The sequence below is a fragment of the Pseudomonas sp. LAIL14HWK12:I7 genome (genome assembly GCF_000483465.1).
GTDB classification, from domain to species: domain Bacteria; phylum Pseudomonadota; class Gammaproteobacteria; order Pseudomonadales; family Pseudomonadaceae; genus Aquipseudomonas; species Aquipseudomonas kermanshahensis.
In genome coordinates this window covers 53,417-74,260 of record NZ_KI519605.1, presented here as the reverse complement: position 1 = coordinate 74,260, position 20,844 = coordinate 53,417, and the positions used below count along the sequence as shown (strand labels likewise).

At 61.9% G+C, this 20,844-nt stretch carries 24 protein-coding genes and 1 tRNA gene; 7 read left to right on the top strand and 18 right to left on the bottom strand.

Translation table 11 applies throughout. The features are described 5' to 3' along the window. Positions 1-317 precede the first annotated feature (317 nt). A complete protein-coding gene (locus D886_RS0119715; protein ID WP_027595534.1) occupies positions 318-1,742 on the top strand; it encodes a class I adenylate-forming enzyme family protein in 1,425 nt (474 codons plus the stop codon). Positions 1,743-1,898: 156 nt separating this feature from the next. Here the strand turns inward: D886_RS0119715 and D886_RS0119710 are convergent, their stop codons facing one another. The 6 genes from D886_RS0119710 to queA all read right to left on the bottom strand — a co-directional run bounded on the left by D886_RS0119710 (position 1,899) and on the right by queA (position 7,971). Beyond that, complete coding sequence (locus D886_RS0119710; protein ID WP_027595533.1) at positions 1,899-2,447, bottom strand: glycine zipper 2TM domain-containing protein; 549 nt, start codon at positions 2,445-2,447, stop codon at positions 1,899-1,901. Between the two features lie 120 nt (positions 2,448-2,567). Beyond that, positions 2,568-3,476, bottom strand: a complete 909-nt coding sequence (gene secF, locus D886_RS0119705) for a protein translocase subunit SecF (protein WP_027595532.1) — start codon at positions 3,474-3,476, stop codon at positions 2,568-2,570. 10 nt (positions 3,477-3,486) lie between these two features. Continuing rightward, positions 3,487-5,349, bottom strand: coding sequence for a protein translocase subunit SecD (gene secD / locus D886_RS0119700; RefSeq protein ID WP_027595531.1), 1,863 nt, complete (start codon positions 5,347-5,349; stop codon positions 3,487-3,489). A 64-nt stretch (positions 5,350-5,413) separates the two neighbouring features. Continuing rightward, complete coding sequence (gene yajC / locus D886_RS0119695; RefSeq protein ID WP_027595530.1) at positions 5,414-5,749, bottom strand: preprotein translocase subunit YajC; 336 nt, start codon at positions 5,747-5,749, stop codon at positions 5,414-5,416. Between the two features lie 42 nt (positions 5,750-5,791). Next, positions 5,792-6,907, bottom strand: a complete 1,116-nt coding sequence (gene tgt, locus D886_RS0119690) for a tRNA guanosine(34) transglycosylase Tgt (protein ID WP_077068621.1) — start codon at positions 6,905-6,907, stop codon at positions 5,792-5,794. Between the two features lie 14 nt (positions 6,908-6,921). After that, the gene (gene queA / locus D886_RS0119685; RefSeq protein ID WP_027595528.1) at positions 6,922-7,971 is read right to left on the bottom strand and encodes a tRNA preQ1(34) S-adenosylmethionine ribosyltransferase-isomerase QueA; all 1,050 of its coding nucleotides are present in this window, start codon (positions 7,969-7,971) and stop codon (positions 6,922-6,924) included. A gap of 106 nt (positions 7,972-8,077) precedes the next feature. Here queA and D886_RS0119680 point away from each other — a divergent pair. The 3 genes from D886_RS0119680 to D886_RS0119670 all read left to right on the top strand — a co-directional run bounded on the left by D886_RS0119680 (position 8,078) and on the right by D886_RS0119670 (position 9,905). Next, a tRNA-Leu gene (locus D886_RS0119680) sits at positions 8,078-8,162 on the top strand. Between the two features lie 522 nt (positions 8,163-8,684). Next, complete coding sequence (locus D886_RS0119675) at positions 8,685-9,332, top strand: trypsin-like peptidase domain-containing protein (protein WP_027595527.1); 648 nt, start codon at positions 8,685-8,687, stop codon at positions 9,330-9,332. Between the two features lie 93 nt (positions 9,333-9,425). Beyond that, a complete protein-coding gene (locus D886_RS0119670) occupies positions 9,426-9,905 on the top strand; it encodes a GNAT family N-acetyltransferase (RefSeq protein ID WP_027595526.1) in 480 nt (159 codons plus the stop codon). A gap of 10 nt (positions 9,906-9,915) precedes the next feature. Here D886_RS0119670 and D886_RS0119665 read toward each other — a convergent pair whose 3' ends face one another. Both D886_RS0119665 and D886_RS0119660 read right to left on the bottom strand, forming a co-directional pair. Then, entirely contained in the window at positions 9,916-10,212 is a 297-nt protein-coding gene (locus D886_RS0119665) for an addiction module antidote protein (RefSeq protein ID WP_027595525.1), read from the bottom strand. Then, entirely contained in the window at positions 10,209-10,502 is a 294-nt protein-coding gene (locus D886_RS0119660) for a type II toxin-antitoxin system RelE/ParE family toxin (RefSeq protein WP_033694289.1), read from the bottom strand. Before D886_RS0119660 ends, D886_RS0119665 begins: the two co-directional genes overlap by 4 nt. Positions 10,503-10,724: 222 nt before the next feature. Between D886_RS0119660 and D886_RS0119655 the strand changes: the two genes are divergently transcribed. Further along, positions 10,725-11,615 carry a bestrophin family protein gene (locus tag D886_RS0119655; protein ID WP_027595523.1) on the top strand — a complete coding sequence of 297 codons (891 nt, stop codon included), beginning with the start codon at positions 10,725-10,727 and terminating at the stop codon, positions 11,613-11,615. 29 nt (positions 11,616-11,644) lie between these two features. Here D886_RS0119655 and phnE read toward each other — a convergent pair whose 3' ends face one another. The 4 genes from phnE to D886_RS0119635 are packed head-to-tail and all read right to left on the bottom strand — an operon-like array spanning position 11,645 to position 14,896. Then, a complete protein-coding gene (gene phnE, locus D886_RS0119650) occupies positions 11,645-12,412 on the bottom strand; it encodes a phosphonate ABC transporter, permease protein PhnE (protein WP_027595522.1) in 768 nt (255 codons plus the stop codon). Further along, the gene (locus D886_RS0119645) at positions 12,409-13,236 is read right to left on the bottom strand and encodes an ABC transporter permease (protein ID WP_027595521.1); all 828 of its coding nucleotides are present in this window, start codon (positions 13,234-13,236) and stop codon (positions 12,409-12,411) included. The genes phnE and D886_RS0119645 overlap by 4 nt, the downstream gene beginning before the upstream one ends. Continuing rightward, entirely contained in the window at positions 13,230-14,030 is an 801-nt protein-coding gene (locus D886_RS0119640) for an ATP-binding cassette domain-containing protein (RefSeq protein ID WP_027595520.1), read from the bottom strand. The genes D886_RS0119645 and D886_RS0119640 overlap by 7 nt, the downstream gene beginning before the upstream one ends. Positions 14,031-14,041: 11 nt before the next feature. Beyond that, a complete protein-coding gene (locus tag D886_RS0119635; RefSeq protein ID WP_027595519.1) occupies positions 14,042-14,896 on the bottom strand; it encodes a putative selenate ABC transporter substrate-binding protein in 855 nt (284 codons plus the stop codon). A gap of 127 nt (positions 14,897-15,023) precedes the next feature. On the opposite strand from D886_RS0119635, the gene selD reads away from it, so the two are divergent. Both selD and mnmH read left to right on the top strand, forming a co-directional pair. Beyond that, positions 15,024-16,058, top strand: coding sequence for a selenide, water dikinase SelD (gene selD / locus D886_RS0119630; protein ID WP_027595518.1), 1,035 nt, complete (start codon positions 15,024-15,026; stop codon positions 16,056-16,058). Beyond that, positions 16,058-17,170, top strand: a complete 1,113-nt coding sequence (mnmH, locus tag D886_RS0119625; RefSeq protein WP_027595517.1) for a tRNA 2-selenouridine(34) synthase MnmH — start codon at positions 16,058-16,060, stop codon at positions 17,168-17,170. The genes selD and mnmH overlap by 1 nt, the downstream gene beginning before the upstream one ends. A 219-nt stretch (positions 17,171-17,389) precedes the next feature. Here the strand turns inward: mnmH and D886_RS0119620 are convergent, their stop codons facing one another. The 6 genes from D886_RS0119620 to D886_RS0119595 form a co-directional block, all read right to left on the bottom strand. Beyond that, positions 17,390-17,776, bottom strand: coding sequence for a lysozyme inhibitor LprI family protein (locus tag D886_RS0119620; RefSeq protein WP_027595516.1), 387 nt, complete (start codon positions 17,774-17,776; stop codon positions 17,390-17,392). Between the two features lie 20 nt (positions 17,777-17,796). Beyond that, positions 17,797-18,336, bottom strand: coding sequence for a hypothetical protein (locus D886_RS0119615; protein ID WP_027595515.1), 540 nt, complete (start codon positions 18,334-18,336; stop codon positions 17,797-17,799). 144 nt (positions 18,337-18,480) lie between these two features. Next, positions 18,481-19,044: a GNAT family N-acetyltransferase gene (locus tag D886_RS0119610; RefSeq protein WP_027595514.1), complete on the bottom strand. Its 564-nt coding sequence runs from the start codon at positions 19,042-19,044 to the stop codon at positions 18,481-18,483. 345 nt (positions 19,045-19,389) lie between these two features. After that, positions 19,390-19,641: a DUF3077 domain-containing protein gene (locus D886_RS0119605; RefSeq protein WP_027595513.1), complete on the bottom strand. Its 252-nt coding sequence runs from the start codon at positions 19,639-19,641 to the stop codon at positions 19,390-19,392. Then, the gene (locus D886_RS0119600; RefSeq protein ID WP_172960340.1) at positions 19,638-19,886 is read right to left on the bottom strand and encodes a hypothetical protein; all 249 of its coding nucleotides are present in this window, start codon (positions 19,884-19,886) and stop codon (positions 19,638-19,640) included. Before D886_RS0119600 ends, D886_RS0119605 begins: the two co-directional genes overlap by 4 nt. 442 nt (positions 19,887-20,328) lie before the next feature. After that, entirely contained in the window at positions 20,329-20,715 is a 387-nt protein-coding gene (locus D886_RS0119595; protein WP_027595511.1) for a YkgJ family cysteine cluster protein, read from the bottom strand. Between the last annotated feature and the right edge of the window lie 129 nt (positions 20,716-20,844).

Sequence of the window (20,844 nt, the reverse complement as noted above, 5' to 3'; positions counted from 1 at the left end):
CATGGCGAGACGACACGCGAGGGAATATCGACTCCCTCATTCAGGTGGGTCGATAAGATAATTACGTGGCACTTTGAAATCAACGTGCGAATAGTGCCCGCCGACGAGTTACCCACCCGACACAGGCGGTCGAAGACAGTAATAAAACTGCCAGGCGCACCACAACCTCCCTGTTCTGGGAGGTACCAGGCGGCGCGCGCAGCCTATTTACTAGCGTGGCACCAGCCTGCATCCGGCAGGCTGCACCGCTTTGCACATGGACGGCAAGGGAAGACACCTGAAGCTGTAGTTCGGCTGCCCCTCAAGGAGACCCCTGCATGTTCCAGCAACAGTTCTTTAGCATGGTTGCACGCCATCGCGACCACCCGGCGATCGTCGATAGCCATGGCAAGACCCGCAGCTACGGCGAACTGCTGCATGACATCGATCAATTGCGCGCCAGGCTGCACGCCGCAGGCCTGCGCGAAGGCGACGTGGTTGCCACCCAACTGGGCAACAGTAGCGGTTATGTAGCGCTGTTGTTCGCCATGGCCAGCCTGGGGCTGATTCATTGCCCTGTAAGCGTGGCCAGCAGCATCCACCAACGCGCCATGCGTCTAGGCCAGGTCGGTGCCGCCCTGCTGGTGACCGAAGCCGGCATCGTGCCGGCGGGCCTGGGCATCCCTGGCTTTACCCTGCACTCGCCGACACCCGTCAACCTCAAGACACCCGCCTGGCGTGACTGCGCCGGCTTAATGCGTATGCAGGAAACGTCCGGCAGCACCGGGGCACCCAAACTGGCACTGTGGCGTCAGGACAGGCTGTACCGGGAAATCATGCACTGGGTCGATAGCGCCGGCCTCGATGCCAGCGCCCGTTACCTGAGCATCCACACCCTCGATGGCGGGCATGCGGTGGACCTGCATGTGTTCCCGGCCTTGCTGACCGGCGCCACGCTGTACCTGGGCGATGCCACCCACGTCGAGAACACCCTGCAAACCCTGCACGAACAACGCATCAGCGTAATGAGCGCGTTGCCGTCACAGTACCTGGCGCTGGCCCAGGCCGCGCAAAGCCGCGGCATTCGCCTGCCGGCACTGAGCAAACCGTTCTGTGGTGGTGCCTACCTGGATGACCATGTGGTGCTGGAGTGCGAACGCCACTTAGGTGTGCACCTGAAGCGGATCTATGGTTCGACGGAATTTGGCATGGTCCTGGCCAACTTCGCGCCTGGGCTGCAAGTGGGTTGCGGCATGCGCCCGGTGGGTGATGTCGAGGTCACATTGAAAGCGTTGGACCCTGCGCAACCGGAGGTCGGCGAAATCATCGCGCGCTCCGCACACCGCGGCTCGGGGTACTTCCCACCTCCCCCCATGCCCTGCGAGGACCAAGCCTACGCCACCGGCGATATCGCCCGGCGCCTGGCCGACGGAAGCCTGATGCCCATGGGGCGTTCGACCGATGCCCTGCTGACGAAACAAGGCACCCAGTTCGCACCGGCCCTCGAAGCGCAAATTGCACAGGCCATGAAATTCGAACGGGTGGTGATACTGGTCGACGAGCACGATCGTCGACGCGCCCAGGTGGTGGTGCAAGCCAACATCGCTGACGCCCAGGAGCGGTTGAATGAGCTGAGCGGGGGGCTGGACCGACTGGGGATCAATGCCAACGTCACAGTACTCGAGCGAACACCCTTGACCCCCACCGGCAAGCCGGACCGCGTCAGGCTTCGCAAGCTGCTAGCCGCTCACCCAGTGATGTAGAAGCAGCCTTGAGCTGCGCCAACTGTAGGAGCAGCCTTGTGCTGCGAAGAGGCCGGTGAAAACACAGTAGATCTAGGGTGTTTTCACTGGCCTCTTCGCAGCACAAGGCTGCTCCTACAACGGATTTTAGATACAACGGATTTCAGCAGATGGCGATCACTGCCCGGCCTGATTCTCGCTGAGGATCAGCTTGCCATTCTTGTCCACGGGAATGGTCGAGCCAGGCTCGTGGTCCATCTTCACCTGCCCCACCTGATCACCAATGGTGTACTTCACGTTATACCCAACGACCTTGTCGCTGATGTCGTGGACTGTGTTGCAGCGGGTTTGCGTCGTGGTGTAGGTATCACGCTCTTGCATGCCTTCCTGCACCTTGTTACCGGCATAACCACCACCGACCGCACCGGCCACGGTGGCGATCTTCTTGCCGGTACCGCCGCCGATCTGGTTACCCAGCAGGCCGCCGGCCAGGGCACCCACCACCGTACCTGCGATCTGGTGCTGGTCCTTGACCGGCGCCTGACGCGTCACGGTGACGTCCTTGCAGACTTCACGCGGCGTCTTTACTTGCTGCTTGATTGGCTGCACGTCGGTGACCTGGGCGTACTCAGGCCCTTTGTTCACCAAGCTGTAGGTCGCCACAGCACCTCCGGCAGTTACACCGACAGCACCCAGCACCGCACCCACCAGCATTGATTTATTCACGTGAACCTCCTGATCATACCCGCGGGACTTGGCCCGCCTTCTCCCTGCCTTGGAGCAAAAAAAAAGGCGCGAGTTCAATACTCGCGCCTCTTGATTCGCCAAACGGCGTAGGAAAAGCCCTTACGGACGCTCGTCCACACCCTCAGCCTTGGCTGGCGGAATCAGGTCTTCGCTGTTCAGGTTCAGCCAGATCAGTACCACGTTGGCGATGTAGATCGACGAGTAGGTACCGGCCATGACGCCGATGAACAGTGCCAGCGAGAAGCCGAACAGGTTGTCACCGCCAAAGAACAGCAGCGCAGCGATGGCCAGCAAGGTCGACACCGAGGTGGCGATGGTACGCAGCAGGGTCTGGGTGGTCGAGACGTTGATGTTCTCGATCAGCGAGGCCTTGCGCATCACGCGGAAGTTCTCACGCACCCGGTCGAATACGACGATGGTGTCGTTGAGCGAGTAACCGATGATCGCCAGCACCGCCGCCAATACCGTCAGGTCGAAGGTGATCTGGAAGAACGACAGAATACCCAGCGTCACCACCACGTCGTGGATCAGCGAGATGATCGCGCCCACGGCGAACTTCCACTGGAAGCGGAAGGCCAGGTAGATAAGGATGCCGCCCAGGGCCAGGAGCATGCCCATGCCCCCCTGGTCACGCAGCTCTTCACCCACCTGCGGGCCAACGAACTCGACGCGCTTGAGCGTGGCCGGGTTGTCGCCGCCGGCCTTCTGCAGCGCCTCGGCAACCTTGCTGCCCAGCTGCGGGTCATCGCCCGGCATACGCACCAGCAGGTCGGTGGTAGCGCCGAAGCTCTGCACCACAGCCTCGTGGAAACCGGACTCGACCAGCTCGGCACGTACCGCCTTGAGGTCGGCGGGGCGCTCGTAGGTCAGCTCGATCAGCGTACCGCCGGTGAAATCCAAGCCGAAGTTCAGGCCCTTCTGCCACCAGCTGAACAACGCCAGGACGGTAAGGAGCACAGTGATGGCGAACGCGACATTGCGCACGCCCATGAAGTTGATGGTTTTCATCGCAGCTCCCTCAAACCCACAGCTTCTTGATGTCACGCCCGCCACAGGTCAGGTTGACCATAGCGCGGGTCACCATGACGGCGGTGAACATCGAGGTGAAAATCCCGAGGGACATGGTGACCGCAAAGCCCTTGACCGGGCCGGTACCCATGGCGAACAGGATGCCGCCGACCAGCAGGCTGGTCAGGTTGGCGTCGATGATCGCGGTATAAGCGCGGTTGAAACCTTCGTGAATGGCGCGCTGCACCGACATGCCGGCTTTGAGCTCCTCACGGATACGCGAGAAGATCAGCACGTTGGCGTCTACCGCCATACCCATGGTCAACACGATACCGGCAATACCCGGCAGGGTCAGGGTTGCACCCAGCAGCGACATCAGCGCCAGCAGCAGCACCATGTTGCCCGCCAGGGCGACGGTGGCGATCACGCCGAAGCCGCGGTAGATGGCGATGATGAACAGCGAGACGAACAGCATGCCCCACAGCGAAGCATCGATACCCTTGGTGATGTTGTCCGCACCCAGGCTTGGGCCAATGGTACGTTCTTCAGCGAAGTACATCGGCGCGGCCAGACCACCGGCACGCAGCAGCAGCGCCAGCTCGGACGATTCGCCCTGGCCGTTGAGGCCGGTGATACGGAACTGGCTGCCCAGTGGCGACTGGATAGTCGCCAGGCTGATGATCTTTTTCTCTTCCTGGAAGCTCTGTACCGGCACTTCCTTCTCGACGCCGTCGACCGTCTGCTTGACGTAGCGAGTGACGGGCTTCTGCTCGATGAAGATCACCGCCATGCTGCGGCCGACGTTGCTGCGCGTGGCGCGGCTCATCAGCTCGCCGCCGTGGCCATCCAGGCGGATGTTCACTTGCGGGCGGCCATGCTCGTCGAAGCTGGCCTGGGCGTCGGTGACCTGGTCACCGGTGATGATCAGGCCACGCTCGACCGGGGCTGAACGGCCGCCCTCACGGAACTCGAAGACCTCGGTGGTCGCCTTGGACGCACCCGGCTCGGCACCGAAGCGGAACTCCAGGTTGGCCGTCTTGCCGAGGATACGCTTGGCTTCGGCAGTGTCCTGCACGCCTGGCAGCTCGACCACGATACGGTTGGCGCCTTGGCGCTGAACCAGCGGCTCGGCCACGCCCAGCTCGTTGACACGGTTGCGGACGGTGGTCAGGTTCTGCTTGATCGAGTATTCACGGATCTCGGCGACTTTCGCCTGAGTCAGCGCCAGACGCAGCACAGCGAGGTCATTACGCTCGGTGGCGGTCAGGTCGAAATCACTGAAATTCTTGCGGATCAGGGCACGTGCCTGCTCGCGGGTTGCATCGTCAGAGAAGCCCAGCATGATGCCGCCATCCTGCTGAGGCAGGCTGCGGTAGCGGATGCGCTCTTTGCGCAGGAGGGTTTTGACCTCGCCTTCATAGACCTTCATGCGGGCGCTCATGGCCTTGTCCATGTCCACTTCCAACAGGAAGTGCACACCACCGGACAGGTCCAGGCCCAGTTTCATCGGGCTTGCACCCAGGTTGCGCAGCCATTGCGGAGTGGTTTGTGCCAGGTTCAGGGCCACGACGTAATCATCGCCCAGTGCCTTGCGCACTACATCCTTGGCTGGAAGCTGGTCTTCCTGGTTGGTCAGGCGAATCAGCGCACTGCCCTTCTCACCCAGGCTGCCGCCCTTGACGGTGATACCGGCATCGGTCAGCGCCTTGGTGACGCGATCGAGGTCGGCCTGGCTTACCTGCAGCGCCGAACTGGCACCGCTGACTTGCACCGCCGGGTCATCCGGGTAGAGGTTGGGAGCGGAATAAATAAAACCGATCGCCAGTACTAGCAAGATCAGTGCGTATTTCCACAGAGGGTATTTGTTCAGCATCACGCCGCCCGTTCAAGACGCGGGGCGCGTTGCGCGCCCCGACTGGAAAAATAAAACCGGTAACTCAGATAGCCTTGAGCGTACCTTTTGGCAGGGTCGCGGCGATGGCGCCCTTCTGGAACTTCAGCTCGACGGTGTCGGACACTTCCAGCACCACGAAGTCATCGGTAACTTTGACGATTTTGCCGGCGATGCCGCCGTTGGTGACAACTTCGTCACCTTTCTGCAAGTTGCCCAGCAGGTTCTTCTGCTCTTTGGCGCGCTTGGCCTGTGGACGCCAGATCATCAGGTAGAAGATGACCAGGAAGCCGACCAGGAAGATCCATTCAAAACCGGTACCGGCTGGGCCGGCGGCTGGTGCAGCTGCGTCCGCGTAAGCGGCGGGAATCAGAAAGCTCATGAGGCACTCCATTACTGAATTTTAATATTTTAGTGCTGACAGTCAGCCCAAAGGCGGCACAGGCAGCCCGCGTTTGGCGTAGAAGGCGTCGACAAAGGCGGCCAATTTACCCTGTTGAATAGCCTCGCGTAAACCGGCCATCAAGCGCTGGTAATGGCGCAAGTTGTGGATGGTATTCAGCATGCTGCTCAACATTTCGCCGCATTTGTCCAAGTGGTGGAGATACGCGCGGGAGAAGTTGGTGCAGGTGTAGCAATCACAGGTCGGATCCAGCGGCGATTCATCGTGGCGATGGAACGCGTTGCGGATCTTGATCACCCCTGTATCGACGAACAGATGGCCGTTGCGCGCGTTACGCGTCGGCATCACGCAGTCGAACATGTCGACGCCGCGGCGCACACCCTCAACGAGATCTTCCGGTTTGCCTACCCCCATAAGGTAACGAGGTTTGTCAGCGGGCATCTGATCTGGCAGGTAATCCAGCACCTTGATCATTTCGTGCTTGGGCTCACCCACCGACAGGCCGCCAATGGCCAGGCCGTCGAAGCCGATGTTTTCCAGGCCTTCCAGCGAGCGCATGCGCAGGTCCTGGTACATGCCGCCCTGGACGATGCCGAACAGCGCCGCGGTGTTATCGGCGTGGGCGTTTTTCGAACGCTGGGCCCAACGCAGCGACAGCTCCATGGAGGTGCGCGCCACATCGTGCTCGGCCGGGTATGGCGTGCACTCGTCGAAGATCATCACCACGTCCGAGCCCAGGTCACGCTGAACCTGCATGGACTCTTCAGGGCCCATGAACACCTTGGAGCCGTCCACAGGCGAGGCGAAGGTCACGCCTTCCTCTTTGATCTTGCGCATCGCGCCCAGGCTGAATACCTGGAAGCCACCGGAGTCAGTGAGGATCGGGCCTTTCCATTGCATGAAGTCGTGCAGGCCGTTGTGCTTCTTGATCACCTCGGTACCCGGGCGCAGCCACAGGTGGAAGGTGTTGCCAAGGATCATCTCGGCGCCGATGGCCTCGATGTCACGCGGCAGCATGCCTTTGACCGTGCCATAGGTGCCGACCGGCATGAACGCCGGGGTTTCCACGGTGCCACGAGGGAAGGTGATGCGACCACGACGGGCCTTGCCGTCGGTGGCCAGCAGTTCGAAGGACATTCGACAGGTGCGACTCATGCTTGATCCTCGGGCCCGCGTGGCGCCGGATTGCGGGTGATGAACATGGCATCACCGTAACTGAAGAAGCGGTACCCTTCTTGAACCGCCGCCGCATAGGCGGCCATGGTTTCGGGGTAGCCGGCGAAGGCCGAGACCAGCATCAGCAGCGTGGACTCCGGCAGGTGGAAGTTGGTGACCAGGGCGTCGACCACATGGAACGGGCGGCCTGGGTAGATGAAAATATCGGTATCGCCGCTGAAGGCCTTGAGCACGCCATCGCGCGCAGCGCTTTCCAGCGAACGCACGCTGGTGGTGCCCACGGCAACCACGCGCCCGCCACGGGCACGGCAGGCTTGGACAGCATCCACCACATCCTGGCTCACTTCGAGCCACTCTTTATGCATGTGGTGGTCTTCGATCTTGTCGACCCGCACCGGCTGGAAGGTGCCCGCGCCGACGTGCAGGGTCACGAAGGCCCGCTCCACGCCCTTGGCGGCGATCTTTTCCAGCAGCGCTTCGTCGAAGTGCAGGCCGGCCGTGGGTGCGGCTACAGCACCGGCACGCTCGGCGTAGACGGTCTGGTAACGCTCACGGTCGGCGCCTTCGTCGGGGCGGTCGATGTAGGGTGGCAGCGGCATGTGCCCGACGCGTTCAAGCAGTGGCAGCACCTCTTCGGTGAAGCGCAACTCGAACAGCGTGTCGTGGCGCGCGACCATTTCGGCCTCGCCACCGCCATCGATGAGAATCTGCGCACCGACCTTGGGTGCCTTGCTGGAGCGTACGTGCGCCAGCACCCGGTGGCTGTCGAGCACACGTTCGACCAGCACTTCCAGCTTGCCGCCGGAGGCTTTCTGCCCGAACAACCGCGCCGGGATCACCCGGGTGTTGTTGAACACCATCAGGTCGCCGGGGCGCAGATAGTCGAGCAGGTCGGTGAATTGCTGATGTACCAAGGCGCCGCTCGGCCCATCGAGGACCAGCAGACGGCTGCCATGGCGCTCGGCCAAAGGGTGGCGGGCGATCAGGGAATCGGGGAGTTCGAAGGAAAAATCGGCGACGCGCATGATGATGTTCGGTTCGGCAGGGCCGGGAAGTTTAGCCCAATGTGTGAAAATTGACCATGAAACCCGATTGACCGACCAGAAGCACCTCTCTATACTGCGCGCCACTGCCCTGATGGCGGAATTGGTAGACGCGGCGGATTCAAAATCCGTTTTCGAAAGGAGTGGGAGTTCGAGTCTCCCTCGGGGCACCAAAATCCGGAAAAAACCGACCTTATGGTCGGTTTTTTTTCGCCTGGATTTTGGCTTGGGGCAGCATCAGGTACGCGCCATGGCATTGCATTGTGGCTAACAGGTGCATGCCTTCAGATCTGCAGCGCTCTCAAGAACGAGCGCCGCGCGGGCGGCGCTCGATCTCAAATCCACTACTCAAGGTCGCGGCAAGCACTTCTCAGCTCCCGCAACGACCTCAGTGGGCAGCCTCATCGCAGCTCAAATGCAGCTCAATTGCGCTCATCGCAGCTCACCTCAACTGAAAAACGCACCAAAACCACGGCCTCCAACCCACCCACAAATTGACGCCGCACGCCTGACTGTCAGCCCTGCAGCCATGCCGGGAATCTATTGGCCATTACCCTCCCCCCTACTTAAGATGTCACTCGTCGGATATATGCACAAAGTATTGCCAGCATGATGGCTCTTAGCCATATTTGCGCCCCCATTTCTCCACGACTGTGTGACACATGAAAACAACCGTGCCCTTTCTGGCAGCAATGATGCTGCTGAGTGGGTGCAATGGAGTGCCAACGTCCTACGTCTCCGATCCCGTCTACAGCCAAGCTTTCGTGGTCACCTCAGGTGCGCCGCTGCCGCTGTTGCTGATGGCCAGCGCCATCCAGTGGAACGAAGACTACGCAGTGACCGCCAAACACACCCCCTTCCTGCGTAACGTGGTCCATGAGGGCCTCGGCGATGTGGTGTTCTTCAAGCACAAGGCCAGCGAGGTGCCGCATTGGCGGCAATACGTACCGGGTGAGTCGGTGACGGCGGTCGGCTTCAACAGCCTGATGATTCCCGTGCAGGGCAAGGGCCATGCGTTGCCGTCGCTGGTGCGCCTTGAAGGTACGCCGGGCAGTGTCTTCTACTCGCTGCACGACGGCCCGATGGTCAAGGGCATGTCGGGCGGGCCAGTGTTCGCCGATGATGGCCAGGTGGTGGGTATCAACATTGCGTTCATCCCCAAGAACGAGATCGATGCGCGCACTCGCCCTGACCTTGCCGATAAAGAGCGTGTCAGCGTGTTCATGTCGTACAGCGAGATCGACAAGGAATGGCGGCGCTTCCAGTACCTGCTGGCACGCAAGGCCAAGCCTCATGCGCCTGCGGCGATCAAGGGGATTGTGGCGGTGGCGGCCAAGCCGTGAGCAGTCGGCGGTGATCTGCCACTGAGGCAGTGCTAGCCTGTGAGCGGGGCTTGGCCGCAAACGGCCAGCCAACGCACTGCAAAAGGACCTGCCATGCACCTCAGCCACCGCCCTGTTCAGCCCAGCGACATCCCCGCCATCTGCTGCTTCCCCCAGGGCCCGGACGAACTGTTCTACATGTTCCCCAAAGCCACCTACCCCCTAACCCCCGTGCAATTGACCGACGCCATCGCCCAGCGCAACGGCTCTACGGTGGTGGAAGGCGGCGGCATGGTGCTGGGCTTTGCCAACTTCTACAAAGCCGAGCACGGCGGCGTGTGCGCCCTGGGCAACGTGGTGGTGGCGCCAGCTGCCCGCGGCCATGGGGTGGCGAGCTACCTGGTAACCGCCATGATCGAGCTGGCCCGCGAACAGTTTGCGGCGCGAGAGATTTGGGTGTCGTGCTTCAATCACAACACGGCGGGGTTGCTGCTTTATCCACAGCTCGGTTTTGTGCCGTTCGGCATCGAAGAACGCCAGGCGCCGGATGGGAAGCGAGTGGCGTTGGTGCAGATGAGGCAGGTACTGGCCTAGCCTGCGAAATCTAATGCGACGACGTATGGGGCTGAACAAAAAGCTCCACGCCTAGGGCACGTATGACCTTAAGCACTGTATCAAAGCGGGGCTTAGCGCCTGGGCTAAGTGCTTTATAGAGACTTTCTCGACCTAACCCACTCTGTGCAGCGATTTGTGTCATTCCTCGTGCCCGAGCGATATGACCGATGGCCCGGATAATCTCATCTGTATCGCCATCGGATAGCACCTGGCTGAGGTATTCGCTGATTGCTGCATCACTGTCAAGCAAGTCGGCGATATCAAAAGGGATCAATTTTTCGCTCATTTCATCTCCTCCACCAGCTTTCTCGCTTTGAGGATATCGGCGGTCTGGGAAGATTTGTCTCCGCCCACCAGCAGAAAAATCACTTTGGCTCCCTTACGCGTGAAATAGACTCGATAACCTGCAGAAACGTCGATGAGAAGCTCACTTACACCGCCCCCAACGCTTTTGTAGTCGCCAAGGTTTCCACTTTCTGCGCGCTCCAATCTACGACCGACTGCAAGCTTGGCTCTCAAGTCTTTCAAGGTGGCTAGCCAAAGGGCAAAGCTCTCCGTTTGTTCAACAGCATACATCAAGGCGCCACCAATAGTATCCTTTTGGATACATTCATGCGAGATAGGGAAGCGGTCTACCTTGCCGTTTCACCTTTGCGAAGAGAACTCAGGAGCGTCTGATACCTCAGTCAGTTTTTTCTTTCAAACACGTCCAAAAAAATGTCTTGCAACATCAGCTGCCGAACCATACCCATCCCTCGACGTCCGATCCTGCATCCCCCGCGTTTCGAGGTACCCCGTGTGAAAGAGATCATCGCCCGCAAGTACCGCTTGGTGGTGAAGACCATCGGTTACATCGGCTGGTCGCTGTTCTGGCTGCTGATCTGGGATGTGCTGGTCACCATCGATTTCATGCTGTTCTTCAACAGCAAGTTCACCCTGCCGTTGATTCCGTTGACTTTACTGGGTTCGGCGCTGGTGGTGCTGGTGAGCTTTCGCAACAGCAGCGCCTACAACCGCTGGTGGGAGGCGCGCACGTTGTGGGGTGCGCTGGTCAACAGTTCGCGCAGTTTTGCCCGGCAGACGCTGACGCTGATCGATGACCCGGATGACGGGCTGAACCCGATCAAGGCCACCTTGCTGCGCCGGCATATCGCCTATGTGAACTGCCTGGCTGCGCATCTCAAGGGCGACCGCTGCCCGGATGAACTGATAGCGTTCATCCCGCAGGCGGAGTTCGAGCGGCGCAACCGCTCGAACAACTTCGCCAACGACATCCTCAGTGGCTCGGCAGCCCTGCTGGCGCGGGAATACCAAGCCGGGCGCCTGGACAGCATTCGCCTGGCGCGGCTGGAGTCGACCTTGGTGGACCTGTCCAATGCCCAGGGCGGCATGGAACGGATCGCCAATACGCCGCTGCCCTACCCTTATGTGTATTTTCCGCGGCTGTTCATCACGCTGTTCTGCCTGATCGTGCCGGTGGGGCTGGTCGAGTCGCTGGAGTGGTTCACACCGCTGGCGTCCACGGTGGTGGGGTTCATGTTGCTGGCCATCGAGCGGATCGGCACCGACCTGCAAAGCCCCTTCCGCTTCAGCGAGCACCAGATCCAGATGGACACCATCTGCGAGACGATTGAGCGCAACCTGGAGTCGATGCAACGGGAAGCGCAGCATGGCGAACTGACCACTTGATGCTTGCGCGGGCTGCACTGCAGCCCCAGTCAGGCGCGCACATAGCGCTGGCGCAGCACATCACTCAAGGCATCCACCAGCAACACCAGCACCAGCATGGCGATGATCACCGTGCTGGCTTGCGCCTCCTGGAACAGGCTCAAGGTGGTGTAGAGCATCTGCCCCAACCCACCGGCCCCAACAAACCCCAACACACTGGCCATGCGGATGTTGTTCTCCCAGCGGTACAGGCTGTAAGCCAGCAACTGCGGCCACAGGTTAGGCAAGGTACCAAAGCAGAATGCCGCCACCTGGCTGCCACCCTGCAAGCGAATGGCTGCTGCAGGCTCCGCCGGGGCGTTTTCCAGTGCCTCGGCAAACAAGCGGCCGAGCACGCCGGCGGTGTGTAACGCCAAGGCCAGGGTCCCAGCATTCGGGCCAAGCCCTGCGGCCAGCACGGTGAGCGCCGCCCAGACTAATTCCGGGATGGCCCGCAAGGCATTGAGCAGTACACGCGCCGCAGCCTGTAGCGGCCAGCCGAAGCGGCCCGCCGCCGGTAACGCCAGCAGCATCCCCAGGACCACCGCCAGCAAAGTCCCCAGGCCCGACATCGCCAAGGTCTCCAAGGCGCCATGCCAGACCGCGCGCAAATGCTCGACGGTCACGTCCGGGTGCAGGAAGCGCCCCGCGTACTCGCCCATCTGCCCTAGCCCGCCATCACCGACCAGCGCGTGCAGGGCCAGCTCCAGGTAGGCGAACGAGGCCACCACCGCCGCGATGATCACGCCGAGCACCAGCAGGTTGATCGCCCGGTTCATGCCAGCCTTCCTCGCAGAAAGCGGCTGAGCAGGTCAGCCAGCGATACCAGCAACAGAAACGTCAGCAGCATGCTTGCCACCTCCGCGCCAGCAAACATGCGCATCGACAGGTCGATCTGCTGCCCCAACCCGCCAGCGCCGACAAACCCCATCACCACCGAAGCACGCACCGCGCATTCCCAGCGGTACACGGTGTACGACACCACTTCCGACACCGCATTGGGCAGGATGCCGTAGAAAAAGGCCATCAGCCGACCACTGCCGGCCTGCAATAGGGCATGGGCCGGGCGTTGGTCGACCGACTCGAAGATTTCGGCGTAGACCTTGCCGAGCATGCCGCTGTAGGTAATGGCGATGGCCAGCACCCCCGCCGTTGGCCCAAGCCCCACGGCACGCACCAACAGCAAGGCCCAGACGATTTCTGGCACGCTGCGCAGAAAGATCAGCAGCCCGCGTACCGGCAGCCGCAGCACCCGCGACCACCACCCGGCCCGCCCGCCACGGGAGGCCGCGCGCAACGACAAGGCACGGCTGGCCAGCAGGCTGGCAGGTACCGCCAGCACCAGCGCCAGGGTCATGCCGGCCGTGGCTACGGCGAGGGTCTGCAAGGTGGCTTCGTACAGCAACTGCAAAAAGGCGGCATCGTGCGCCGGCGGCCAGAATGCCTGGGTGAAGCTGGCGATCTGCTGACGGTTCTCGGCCTGCCACAGCACGCCGGGGTTCAGCTCGCTCAACTGCAGGCCCGGCCATAACACCGCCACAGCAAGCAGGGTCAGCAGCAACCGTGGCAGGGCAGCCGGGTCGCGGGCATGGGCCTTCAGCATCGCGGGATCTGTACCGTCAGCACTGCTGCAGGGCCCTGCAAGGGAGGCGAAGCCAAGTGTTCGTTGGCATAGAGTGCATCGAGCATTTGCGGGCTGACCGCCTCGGCCGGGCTGTCGAACACCACCTGCCCTTCACGAATGCCAATCACCCGTGGAAAGTGCGCCAGCGCCAGCTCGACCGCATGCAGGCTGGCCACCAGCGTTACACCGTTGGCCTGGGCGTGGCGGTTGAGCAATGCCAGGCTGTGGTCGGCCAGCACCGGGTCCATCGCCGAAACGGGCTCATCGGTCAGCAGCAAGTCCGGGCGTTGATACAGCACCCGTGCAATGCCCACCCGTTGCAGTTGGCCGCCAGACAGTTGCCCGCACTGGACGAACAGTTTGTCAGCCAGCCCCAGCTCGGCCAATGCTTGGCGAACGCCTGGCACATCGGTCGGGTACAGCAGGTTGAGCAAGCCACGTACGATACCCCACTGCCCCAGTCGCCCCGCCAGCACTGCGGTCACAACCCGCTGGCGCGGCGGCAAGGGCGGTGCCTGATGCACCAAGCCAACCCGTGCCCGCAAGCGCTGACGCGCCCTGCCAGACAACTGCCAGGGCTGTTCACCGAACAGCGCCAGGCGCCCGGCACTGGGCTGGATGGCAGTGGCCATCAGGTGCAGCAGGCTGGACTTGCCAGCGCCAGAGGGGCCGATGATCGCGACCCGCTCGCCCTGCTCCACACGCAGGTTGATCGCGTCGAGCGCGCGGACCTGGCCATGCTGCAGGCTGGCATCGTGCAGATGAATTGCCACCGGAGCGGACGTCACTTGAGCAGGCCGGCCTCACGCGCGGCTTGTTCGGTGCCCTGGTAGTTCTCAGGCTTGGTCTCGATAAAGCGGCTGGCAGCCTGCAGGTCGAGGATCGCCTTGTGCTCGGGGTTGGCCGGGTCCAAGTCGAGGAACGCCTGTTTGATCTTCGCCTTGAGTGCCGGCGCCATGTTGCCGCGCACGGTCCAGTTGTAGTCGTAGTAGGTCGGGGTAGTGGCGAACACCTTCACCTTGCTGGTATCGACCTTGCCGGCGTCCACCAACTTTTGCCAGACGCTGGCATTGAGCACCCCGCCATCGACCTTGCCGGCCTGCACCCAGGCTGCGGTGGCGTCGTGGGCGCCGGAGTAGGCCACACGGCTGAAGTAGTCCTCAGGCTTGATGTTGTTCTCTTTGAGCATGAAGTAACGCGGCATCAGGCTGCCCGAGGTGGACGATATGGAGCCGAAGGCGAACGACTTGCCCTTGAGGTCGGCCAGGCTCTTCACATTGGGGTTGGCGGTGATGAACTTGGACGTGAATTGCGCGTCCTGCTCACGCTGCACCAGCGGCGTGGCATTCGGGTCTTTCAAGTGCACCTGAACAAAGGTGAACCCACCCAGCCACGCCAGGTCGAGGCGGTCGGAGGCCAGCGATTCGACTACCGCCGGGTAGTCGGCGACCGGCACGAACTTCACCTCCATGCCCAGCTGCTTGGCCAGGTACTCCCCCAACGGCTTGAATTTACGCTGCAGCTCCGTGGGCGCTTCGTCGGGGATGGCACTGACCCGAAGGGTTTCAGCAGCCTGGGCGACAACGGCACAGCAGGACAGCACGAGGCCGGCGGCGAGCGCCAGAGGGCGTTTGAGCATGGGCAATCTCCGGGTCATTGGCAGCTAAAGGGTCGGCAGCCGTGCCGACCGTGAAAAGTATAAGTGTCCATGGCGCAATGGCCAGCTTTGCTACAATCGCGCAACAATTTGATCTGCTGAGGTATGTATGAGCGAGCCAATCCGCCTGACCCAGTACAGCCATGGTGCCGGTTGTGGCTGCAAGATCTCCCCCAAGGTACTGGACGTAATCCTTGCCGAAAGCGGCGTCCAGGCCCTGGACCCGAACCTCTGGGTGGGCAATGCTTCGCGCGACGACGCTGCCGTGTACGCCCTGGACGAAGAGCGCGGCGTGGTCTCGACCACCGACTTCTTCATGCCGATCGTCGATGACCCGTATGACTTCGGCCGCATCGCCGCCACCAACGCCATCAGCGACATCTACGCCATGGGCGGCGACCCGTTGATGGCCATCGCCATCCTCGGCTGGCCGGTCAACGTGCTGCCGCCGGAAGTCGCCCGCGAAGTGATCCGCGGCGGGCGTGCGGTCTGCGCCGAAGCCGGCATCCCGCTGGCTGGCGGCCACTCCATCGACGCCCCGGAGCCGATCTTCGGCCTGGCCGTCACTGGCGTGGTCAGCAAGCGCCATCTCAAGCGCAACGACACCGCCACCGCCGGTTGCCGCCTGTACCTGACCAAACCGCTGGGCATCGGCATCCTCACCACCGCCGAGAAAAAGGCCAAGCTGCGCGAGCAGGACCAAGGCCTGGCGCGCGACTGGATGTGCACCCTCAACACCCCCGGCAGCCGCTTCGGCAAGCTCGAAGGTGTGAGGGCGATGACCGACGTGACCGGCTTCGGCCTGTTGGGCCACTTGGTGGAGCTGGCCGACGGCAGCGGCCTTACCGCGCACCTGGACTACGCCGCAGTACCGCGCCTGCCAAGTGTCGATCACTACCTGGCCGAGGGCTGCATCCCGGGCGGCACATTGCGCAATTACGAAAGCTACGGCCACAAGATCGGCGCCCTGAGCGATGAGCAGAAGCACCTGCTGTGCGACCCGCAGACCAGCGGCGGCCTGCTGGTGGCGGTCAGCCCTGAGGGTGAAGCGCAGTTTCTGGCCGTGGCGGCCGAACTGGGCCTGCAACTGTCGCCCATCGGCACGCTGGGTGAGCGACAGAGCAACGCGGTCGAGGTGATCTGATGCGTCCCGACTGCACGGATTTTCGCCCGCTATTTTTGAACGACGTGCCGATGATGGACATGCGCGCGCCCATCGAATTCGCCAAAGGTGCCTTCCCGGGCGTCGTCAACCTGCCACTGATGAACGACCAGGAGCGGCAGAAGGTCGGCACCTGCTACAAACAGCAAGGCCAGGCCGCCGCCATCACGCTTGGCCACCAACTGGTCAGTGGCGCGACCAAGCGCGACCGCCTGCACGCCTGGGCCAGCTTCGCCAAGGCGCATCCCGAGGGCTACCTGTACTGTTTCCGCGGTGGCCTGCGCTCGTTGATCGTTCAACAGTGGCTGCGCGATGAAGCGGGTATCGACTACCCGCGGGTCAAGGGCGGCTACAAAGCGATGCGCACCTTCCTGCTGGACACCACTGAGCAGGCCGTGGCGCACTGCGATTTCGTTTTGATTGGCGGCCTCACCGGCACCGGCAAGACAGAGGTACTGCACCAGTTGAGCAATGGGCTGGACCTTGAAGGCCATGCCAACCACCGTGGTTCCAGCTTCGGCAAGCGTGCCACCGCGCAGCCGGCGCAAATCGGCTTCGAAAACAAGCTGGCCATCGATGTGCTGAAAAAGCGTGCGCGTGGCATCGAGCAGTTCGTGCTCGAAGATGAAGGCCGTATCGTCGGCAGCTGCACCGTGCCGCTGGCGTTGTACCAAGGCATGCAGCAGTACCCGTTGGTATGGCTGGAGGACAGTTTCGAGCAGCGTGTTGAACGTATCCTGCGCGATTACGTGGTCAACCTGAGCGCAGAGTTCGTCGATGTGCACGGCGACGAAGAGGGCCGCCGACTGTTTGCCGAACGCATGCTGTCGAGCATGGCCAATATCCACAAGCGCCTGGGTGGTGAACGCTGCCAACGCTTGTCCGCCATCTTGCAACAAGCCCTGGATGAGCAACAGCGCAGCGGCGCGGTGGAGCTGCACCGGGGCTGGATCGAAGGGTTGCTGAAGGAGTATTACGACCCGATGTATGCCTATCAGCGCGATGCCAAGGCTGAGCGTATCGAGTTTGCGGGGGATGCCGTGGAGGTGCGCGAATACCTCAAGGCCCGCGCGCGGCGCGAACCGCGCAAATAAAACCAGGGCCGCTTCGCGCCCCATCGCCGGCAAGCCAGCTCCCACCCGAACTATGTAGCCTCCAAGGCTAGCGCCGCACCTGTGGGAGCTGGCTTGCCAGCGATGAGGCCGGAACAAGCACCACAAGACAGTTGCTCCCACCGGTACTGCATCGCCCGATAGTACTCTGCTGTCTCTGTGGGAGCCGGCTTGCCGGCGATTGGGCCGGAACAGGCAACCTCACTGCCCCGGGCTGAGTACTCGCTCAAGCTCGGCCGCCCGGTCCCGGGTCATGTCCATCACGCACACGCCGCCTTCCAGCTGCGCCAGGGTCCCGCCACTGGCCTGTACGTGGAACGTGCAGTTGTCATCACGGTAGGCGATCCACTTGCGCTGTACCTCGCGCAGGCGTTTCTGCTGCCCTGCCTCCAGTTTGCCCATCAACTGTTTGTACACCCGGTTCAAGCGCTGGTCCTGCAACTGGGTCTCGGCCTGGATGCAACTGCTCATGGCCACTGTGCTGGACGCCTTGTCCATGCATTGGCCGTAGCTCGGCGAATTTTCTTCGGCCATGGCCAGCGGCAGCACACACGCCAGCGCCAGGCCCGTCAGGTGATACCTGTTCATGACTATTCCCCCTGTGGATATCAAAATGTCTGTGGCTGTTCCGGCGGCATCAGCACCTTGTTCGGCTCGAAACGCAACGACGGCATCTGCGTCGCGGCATATAACGCGACACCCAACGCCGCTATCAAGGCCACATCGAGCCAGCGCCATCCGGGCATGTCGTCGGCGCTGCGGGCCTTCCAGCAATGCCAGGCCTGGCCCGCGCAAAACACCACCATCGCAATCAGCCATAGATAAAAGCCTGCACCAAAACCGGTGCGGTCATGAAACGCGTAGCTTTGGCTGTCTGGCAGGCGGTCGATTCCGAAACTGCTGGCCGCCAGATACAACGCCGCCACACCGCACGCCAAGGCCAACCGACGGAAACGTCGATGGGCAAGAATCGCCACGGCCAGCAGCGGATTGGCAAACCATTGATACAACCCGAAGGGCATGCCCCATGGCCCGTACAGCAACATCTGCAGGGCGGGCATGTGGCGGTCGCCACTCATCAGCACGCCATCGAAAAACAGCGCGAGCAGGTACAGGAACAGGCTGATGCTCAGGTAGAAAACGGGCAAAGGGGCACACCTGGGGAAAACGGGACAGGCTGCGACCATAACCCAGGCCCTGCCCCGCTTCCAGGCGTTTAGTAAGTGCCGCGCAGGGTCACCACCGATAGCGTGATGTACAGCAGACGATGAAAGTCGAGGTTAGCCATAACACTATGCAACCGGTGGTTCCAGCAGCAGGCCATAGATGCCCGAGTCGGACAGCTCACCGGCCACGCACCAGCGCGCCCGCAGGGTGCCTTCGAGCACGAAGCCCTGGCGTTCGAGCGTGCGTGCCGAGCCTTGGTTGCGCGGGTCGATCTCGCCCTCCAGGCGGCGCATGTGCAGGGTGTGAGCGAGGTAGTCGATGAAGCAGGTCAATGCCTCATCCATGTACCCCCTGCCCTGTACGGCGCTGGCCAGGCAATAGCCGATCTCGCCACGGCGGGATACGTCATCGATGTTGAACAGTTGGACCATGCCGATGAGTTCGCCGTTGTCACGGCGGTACATGCCGAGCTTGAGCTGGTCGCCATTGGCATAGGCTTCACGGTCGGCAGCCAGGGCGCTTTCGGCCTCGGCGAGGTCTTGCCAGGGTGCATGGTGCCAATAACGCATGACCTCGGGGTCGGCCATGATCGCCAGCCATTGCGCGGCATCGCCATGGCGCATCGGGCGCAATTGCAGGCGGGGGCTGTCGAGGCAGAGGTCACTGGGGAAACTGCGGGGTGGGGTCACGCCGGATCTCCTGTCCATTGCTGGGGAGATGACAGTTTAACGTCAAGCGAGGCGGCTGGGGGATGCGTTGGGTTTTATCGTGTGTTTGAGCGTGGGCGGTTGTCTGGCGGGGGGTTCGCGCTGGGGCGGAAATCGAGCGCCGCCCGCGCGGCGCTTCGCAGCACAAGGCTGCTCCTACATTTTTTCAGGCCAGTGAGGCATGTCCCATATGCACAGGACCGCCTTGTTAGTTCGACCCGACATTGAGCGCGCGCCAATGACTCAGGAATAATTGGCCCGCAACAGGTGTAGGAGCAGCCTTGTGCTGCGAAGCGCCGCGCGCGCGGCGCTCGTCTGCGCTACCACTCAACCGCCCCGGTTCAACCCCATTTCCATGTCGTTGATCAGCGCCTTGGCCATGGCACTGAGAATCCGTGCAGCGCTGCCTGCAACTTTGTTGCCCTCCATCTCGGCCTCCTCGCTGAGGTGGCGTATGCACCCCAGCAACACAGACAATTCGTCGAACGCGTGATCAAGGGGGATGCCCGGTTCGATGCGGAACAATTCGAGAAACGTCTCCACGCCAGCGGTGGTATGGCTTTTCAGGTGATTGCTCATTCCACTGCCTCCTGCGCCTTTATGTGGGCGAACAGCGCATGAAGCAATTCGGTCAGGGCGGACATGTTTTCGAGGAGGGCGCTGCGTTGCAGGCTGTCTTCGGCTTTGAGGTAAAGCTCGATGGTTTGGGAAAGGCTGCCCATGAGCTTGGCTGCCTGGGACCTTGCCTCTGCATGGGAGAGGTCGGCGATTATCGAGATATAAGGGATTGGGAAAGTGGGTGGGTCAGGTACAAGTTTTTTCATGGTGAACTCCAATGACATTTCAAGGAGCAACCACCTTGGTCCTTCTCACAGATTTGGGTGGCAGCCGTGCGCGAGGTGAGAAGCCCGTGTTGGAGTCACCACGGTCAGACCGAAGCCTGCACGCGCACAGCTGCCATAAAAAAGGCCGACTACCAACAACGAGTTCTCACACCCGCTCGCCATATGGGCGAACCATGAAGTTATCGCTGAAGTACTTCCCCGCCTATCAGGCGGCATCCGACAGGCATCGTAGGATAATTCGACAAGCCTGCCTTTCTGAAGCATTTGGTTTCAAGTTCAGAATCTTCTTACAGCTGATGGCCCTTTCGCGGGCAAGCCCACTCCCACAGGATCGGTGACTTGCTTCGCCCACAGGTCTTGCAACGGTCCTGTGGGAGCGGGCTTGCCCCGCGAAAGGGCCGGCACAGGCGACCCTAAAAGGTCAGGCCACCTCAGCCCCATCATCATCCGGCCAATGCGGCTCATTGGCCCCAGGCGGGGTCAACGGCGGCAAGCCATAGGCCGCGCGTGCATCGTCACAGCTCGGGTTGTGCACCCCACCCTCCCAGGACGCATCGAACTCCCGGCAAGGGCTCGAGCGATTGGCGTAGATGGTGCACGCCACCTCTTTGCCGATCTCGCCGGCAAGGCTGACGCAGCGGCAAGGCTTGGCATCGGTGCCGATCATCGCGACCCGCGTAGGGTTGATTTGCACCACCAGGTCGTCAGGCACAACGCCCCCGGCAGACTGGCATTCGCCCCAGAAGAAGGACACACGGAAGTACCCGCAGCAGGCGCCGCAGTCAAGGCAAGGGTTATATTCGGACATGAGGCCACGGAGGGAAGGTTGTTGTTATCGGGGCTGGGCCCGCGGCGCCATTTTCATTCCAACCGGGGCCGGCTGGATAGAGGGGGAATGCAAAAAAAATTGCCGCTGATCCGGCAAACCCCACGGCCC

Excerpts from the sequence above, each read along its gene's own strand:
- D886_RS0119715 (WP_027595534.1), top strand. The coding sequence starts at position 318 with ATGTTCCAGCAACAGTTCTTTAGCATGGTTGCACGCCATCGCGACCAC.
- secF (WP_027595532.1), bottom strand. The coding sequence starts at position 3,476 with ATGAAAACCATCAACTTCATGGGCGTGCGCAATGTCGCGTTCGCCATC.
- secD (WP_027595531.1), bottom strand. The coding sequence starts at position 5,349 with ATGCTGAACAAATACCCTCTGTGGAAATACGCACTGATCTTGCTAGTA.
- yajC (WP_027595530.1), bottom strand. The coding sequence starts at position 5,749 with ATGAGCTTTCTGATTCCCGCCGCTTACGCGGACGCAGCTGCACCAGCC.
- tgt (WP_077068621.1), bottom strand. The coding sequence starts at position 6,907 with ATGTCCTTCGAACTGCTGGCCACCGACGGCAAGGCCCGTCGTGGTCGC.
- queA (WP_027595528.1), bottom strand. The coding sequence starts at position 7,971 with ATGCGCGTCGCCGATTTTTCCTTCGAACTCCCCGATTCCCTGATCGCC.
- D886_RS0119675 (WP_027595527.1), top strand. The coding sequence starts at position 8,685 with ATGCTGCTGAGTGGGTGCAATGGAGTGCCAACGTCCTACGTCTCCGAT.
- D886_RS0119670 (WP_027595526.1), top strand. The coding sequence starts at position 9,426 with ATGCACCTCAGCCACCGCCCTGTTCAGCCCAGCGACATCCCCGCCATC.
- D886_RS0119665 (WP_027595525.1), bottom strand. The coding sequence starts at position 10,212 with ATGAGCGAAAAATTGATCCCTTTTGATATCGCCGACTTGCTTGACAGT.
- D886_RS0119660 (WP_033694289.1), bottom strand. The coding sequence starts at position 10,502 with ATGTATGCTGTTGAACAAACGGAGAGCTTTGCCCTTTGGCTAGCCACC.
- phnE (WP_027595522.1), bottom strand. The coding sequence starts at position 12,412 with ATGAACCGGGCGATCAACCTGCTGGTGCTCGGCGTGATCATCGCGGCG.
- D886_RS0119645 (WP_027595521.1), bottom strand. The coding sequence starts at position 13,236 with ATGCTGAAGGCCCATGCCCGCGACCCGGCTGCCCTGCCACGGTTGCTG.
- D886_RS0119635 (WP_027595519.1), bottom strand. The coding sequence starts at position 14,896 with ATGCTCAAACGCCCTCTGGCGCTCGCCGCCGGCCTCGTGCTGTCCTGC.
- selD (WP_027595518.1), top strand. The coding sequence starts at position 15,024 with ATGAGCGAGCCAATCCGCCTGACCCAGTACAGCCATGGTGCCGGTTGT.
- mnmH (WP_027595517.1), top strand. The coding sequence starts at position 16,058 with ATGCGTCCCGACTGCACGGATTTTCGCCCGCTATTTTTGAACGACGTG.
- D886_RS0119620 (WP_027595516.1), bottom strand. The coding sequence starts at position 17,776 with ATGAACAGGTATCACCTGACGGGCCTGGCGCTGGCGTGTGTGCTGCCG.
- D886_RS0119605 (WP_027595513.1), bottom strand. The coding sequence starts at position 19,641 with ATGAGCAATCACCTGAAAAGCCATACCACCGCTGGCGTGGAGACGTTT.
- D886_RS0119600 (WP_172960340.1), bottom strand. The coding sequence starts at position 19,886 with ATGAAAAAACTTGTACCTGACCCACCCACTTTCCCAATCCCTTATATC.
- D886_RS0119595 (WP_027595511.1), bottom strand. The coding sequence starts at position 20,715 with ATGTCCGAATATAACCCTTGCCTTGACTGCGGCGCCTGCTGCGGGTAC.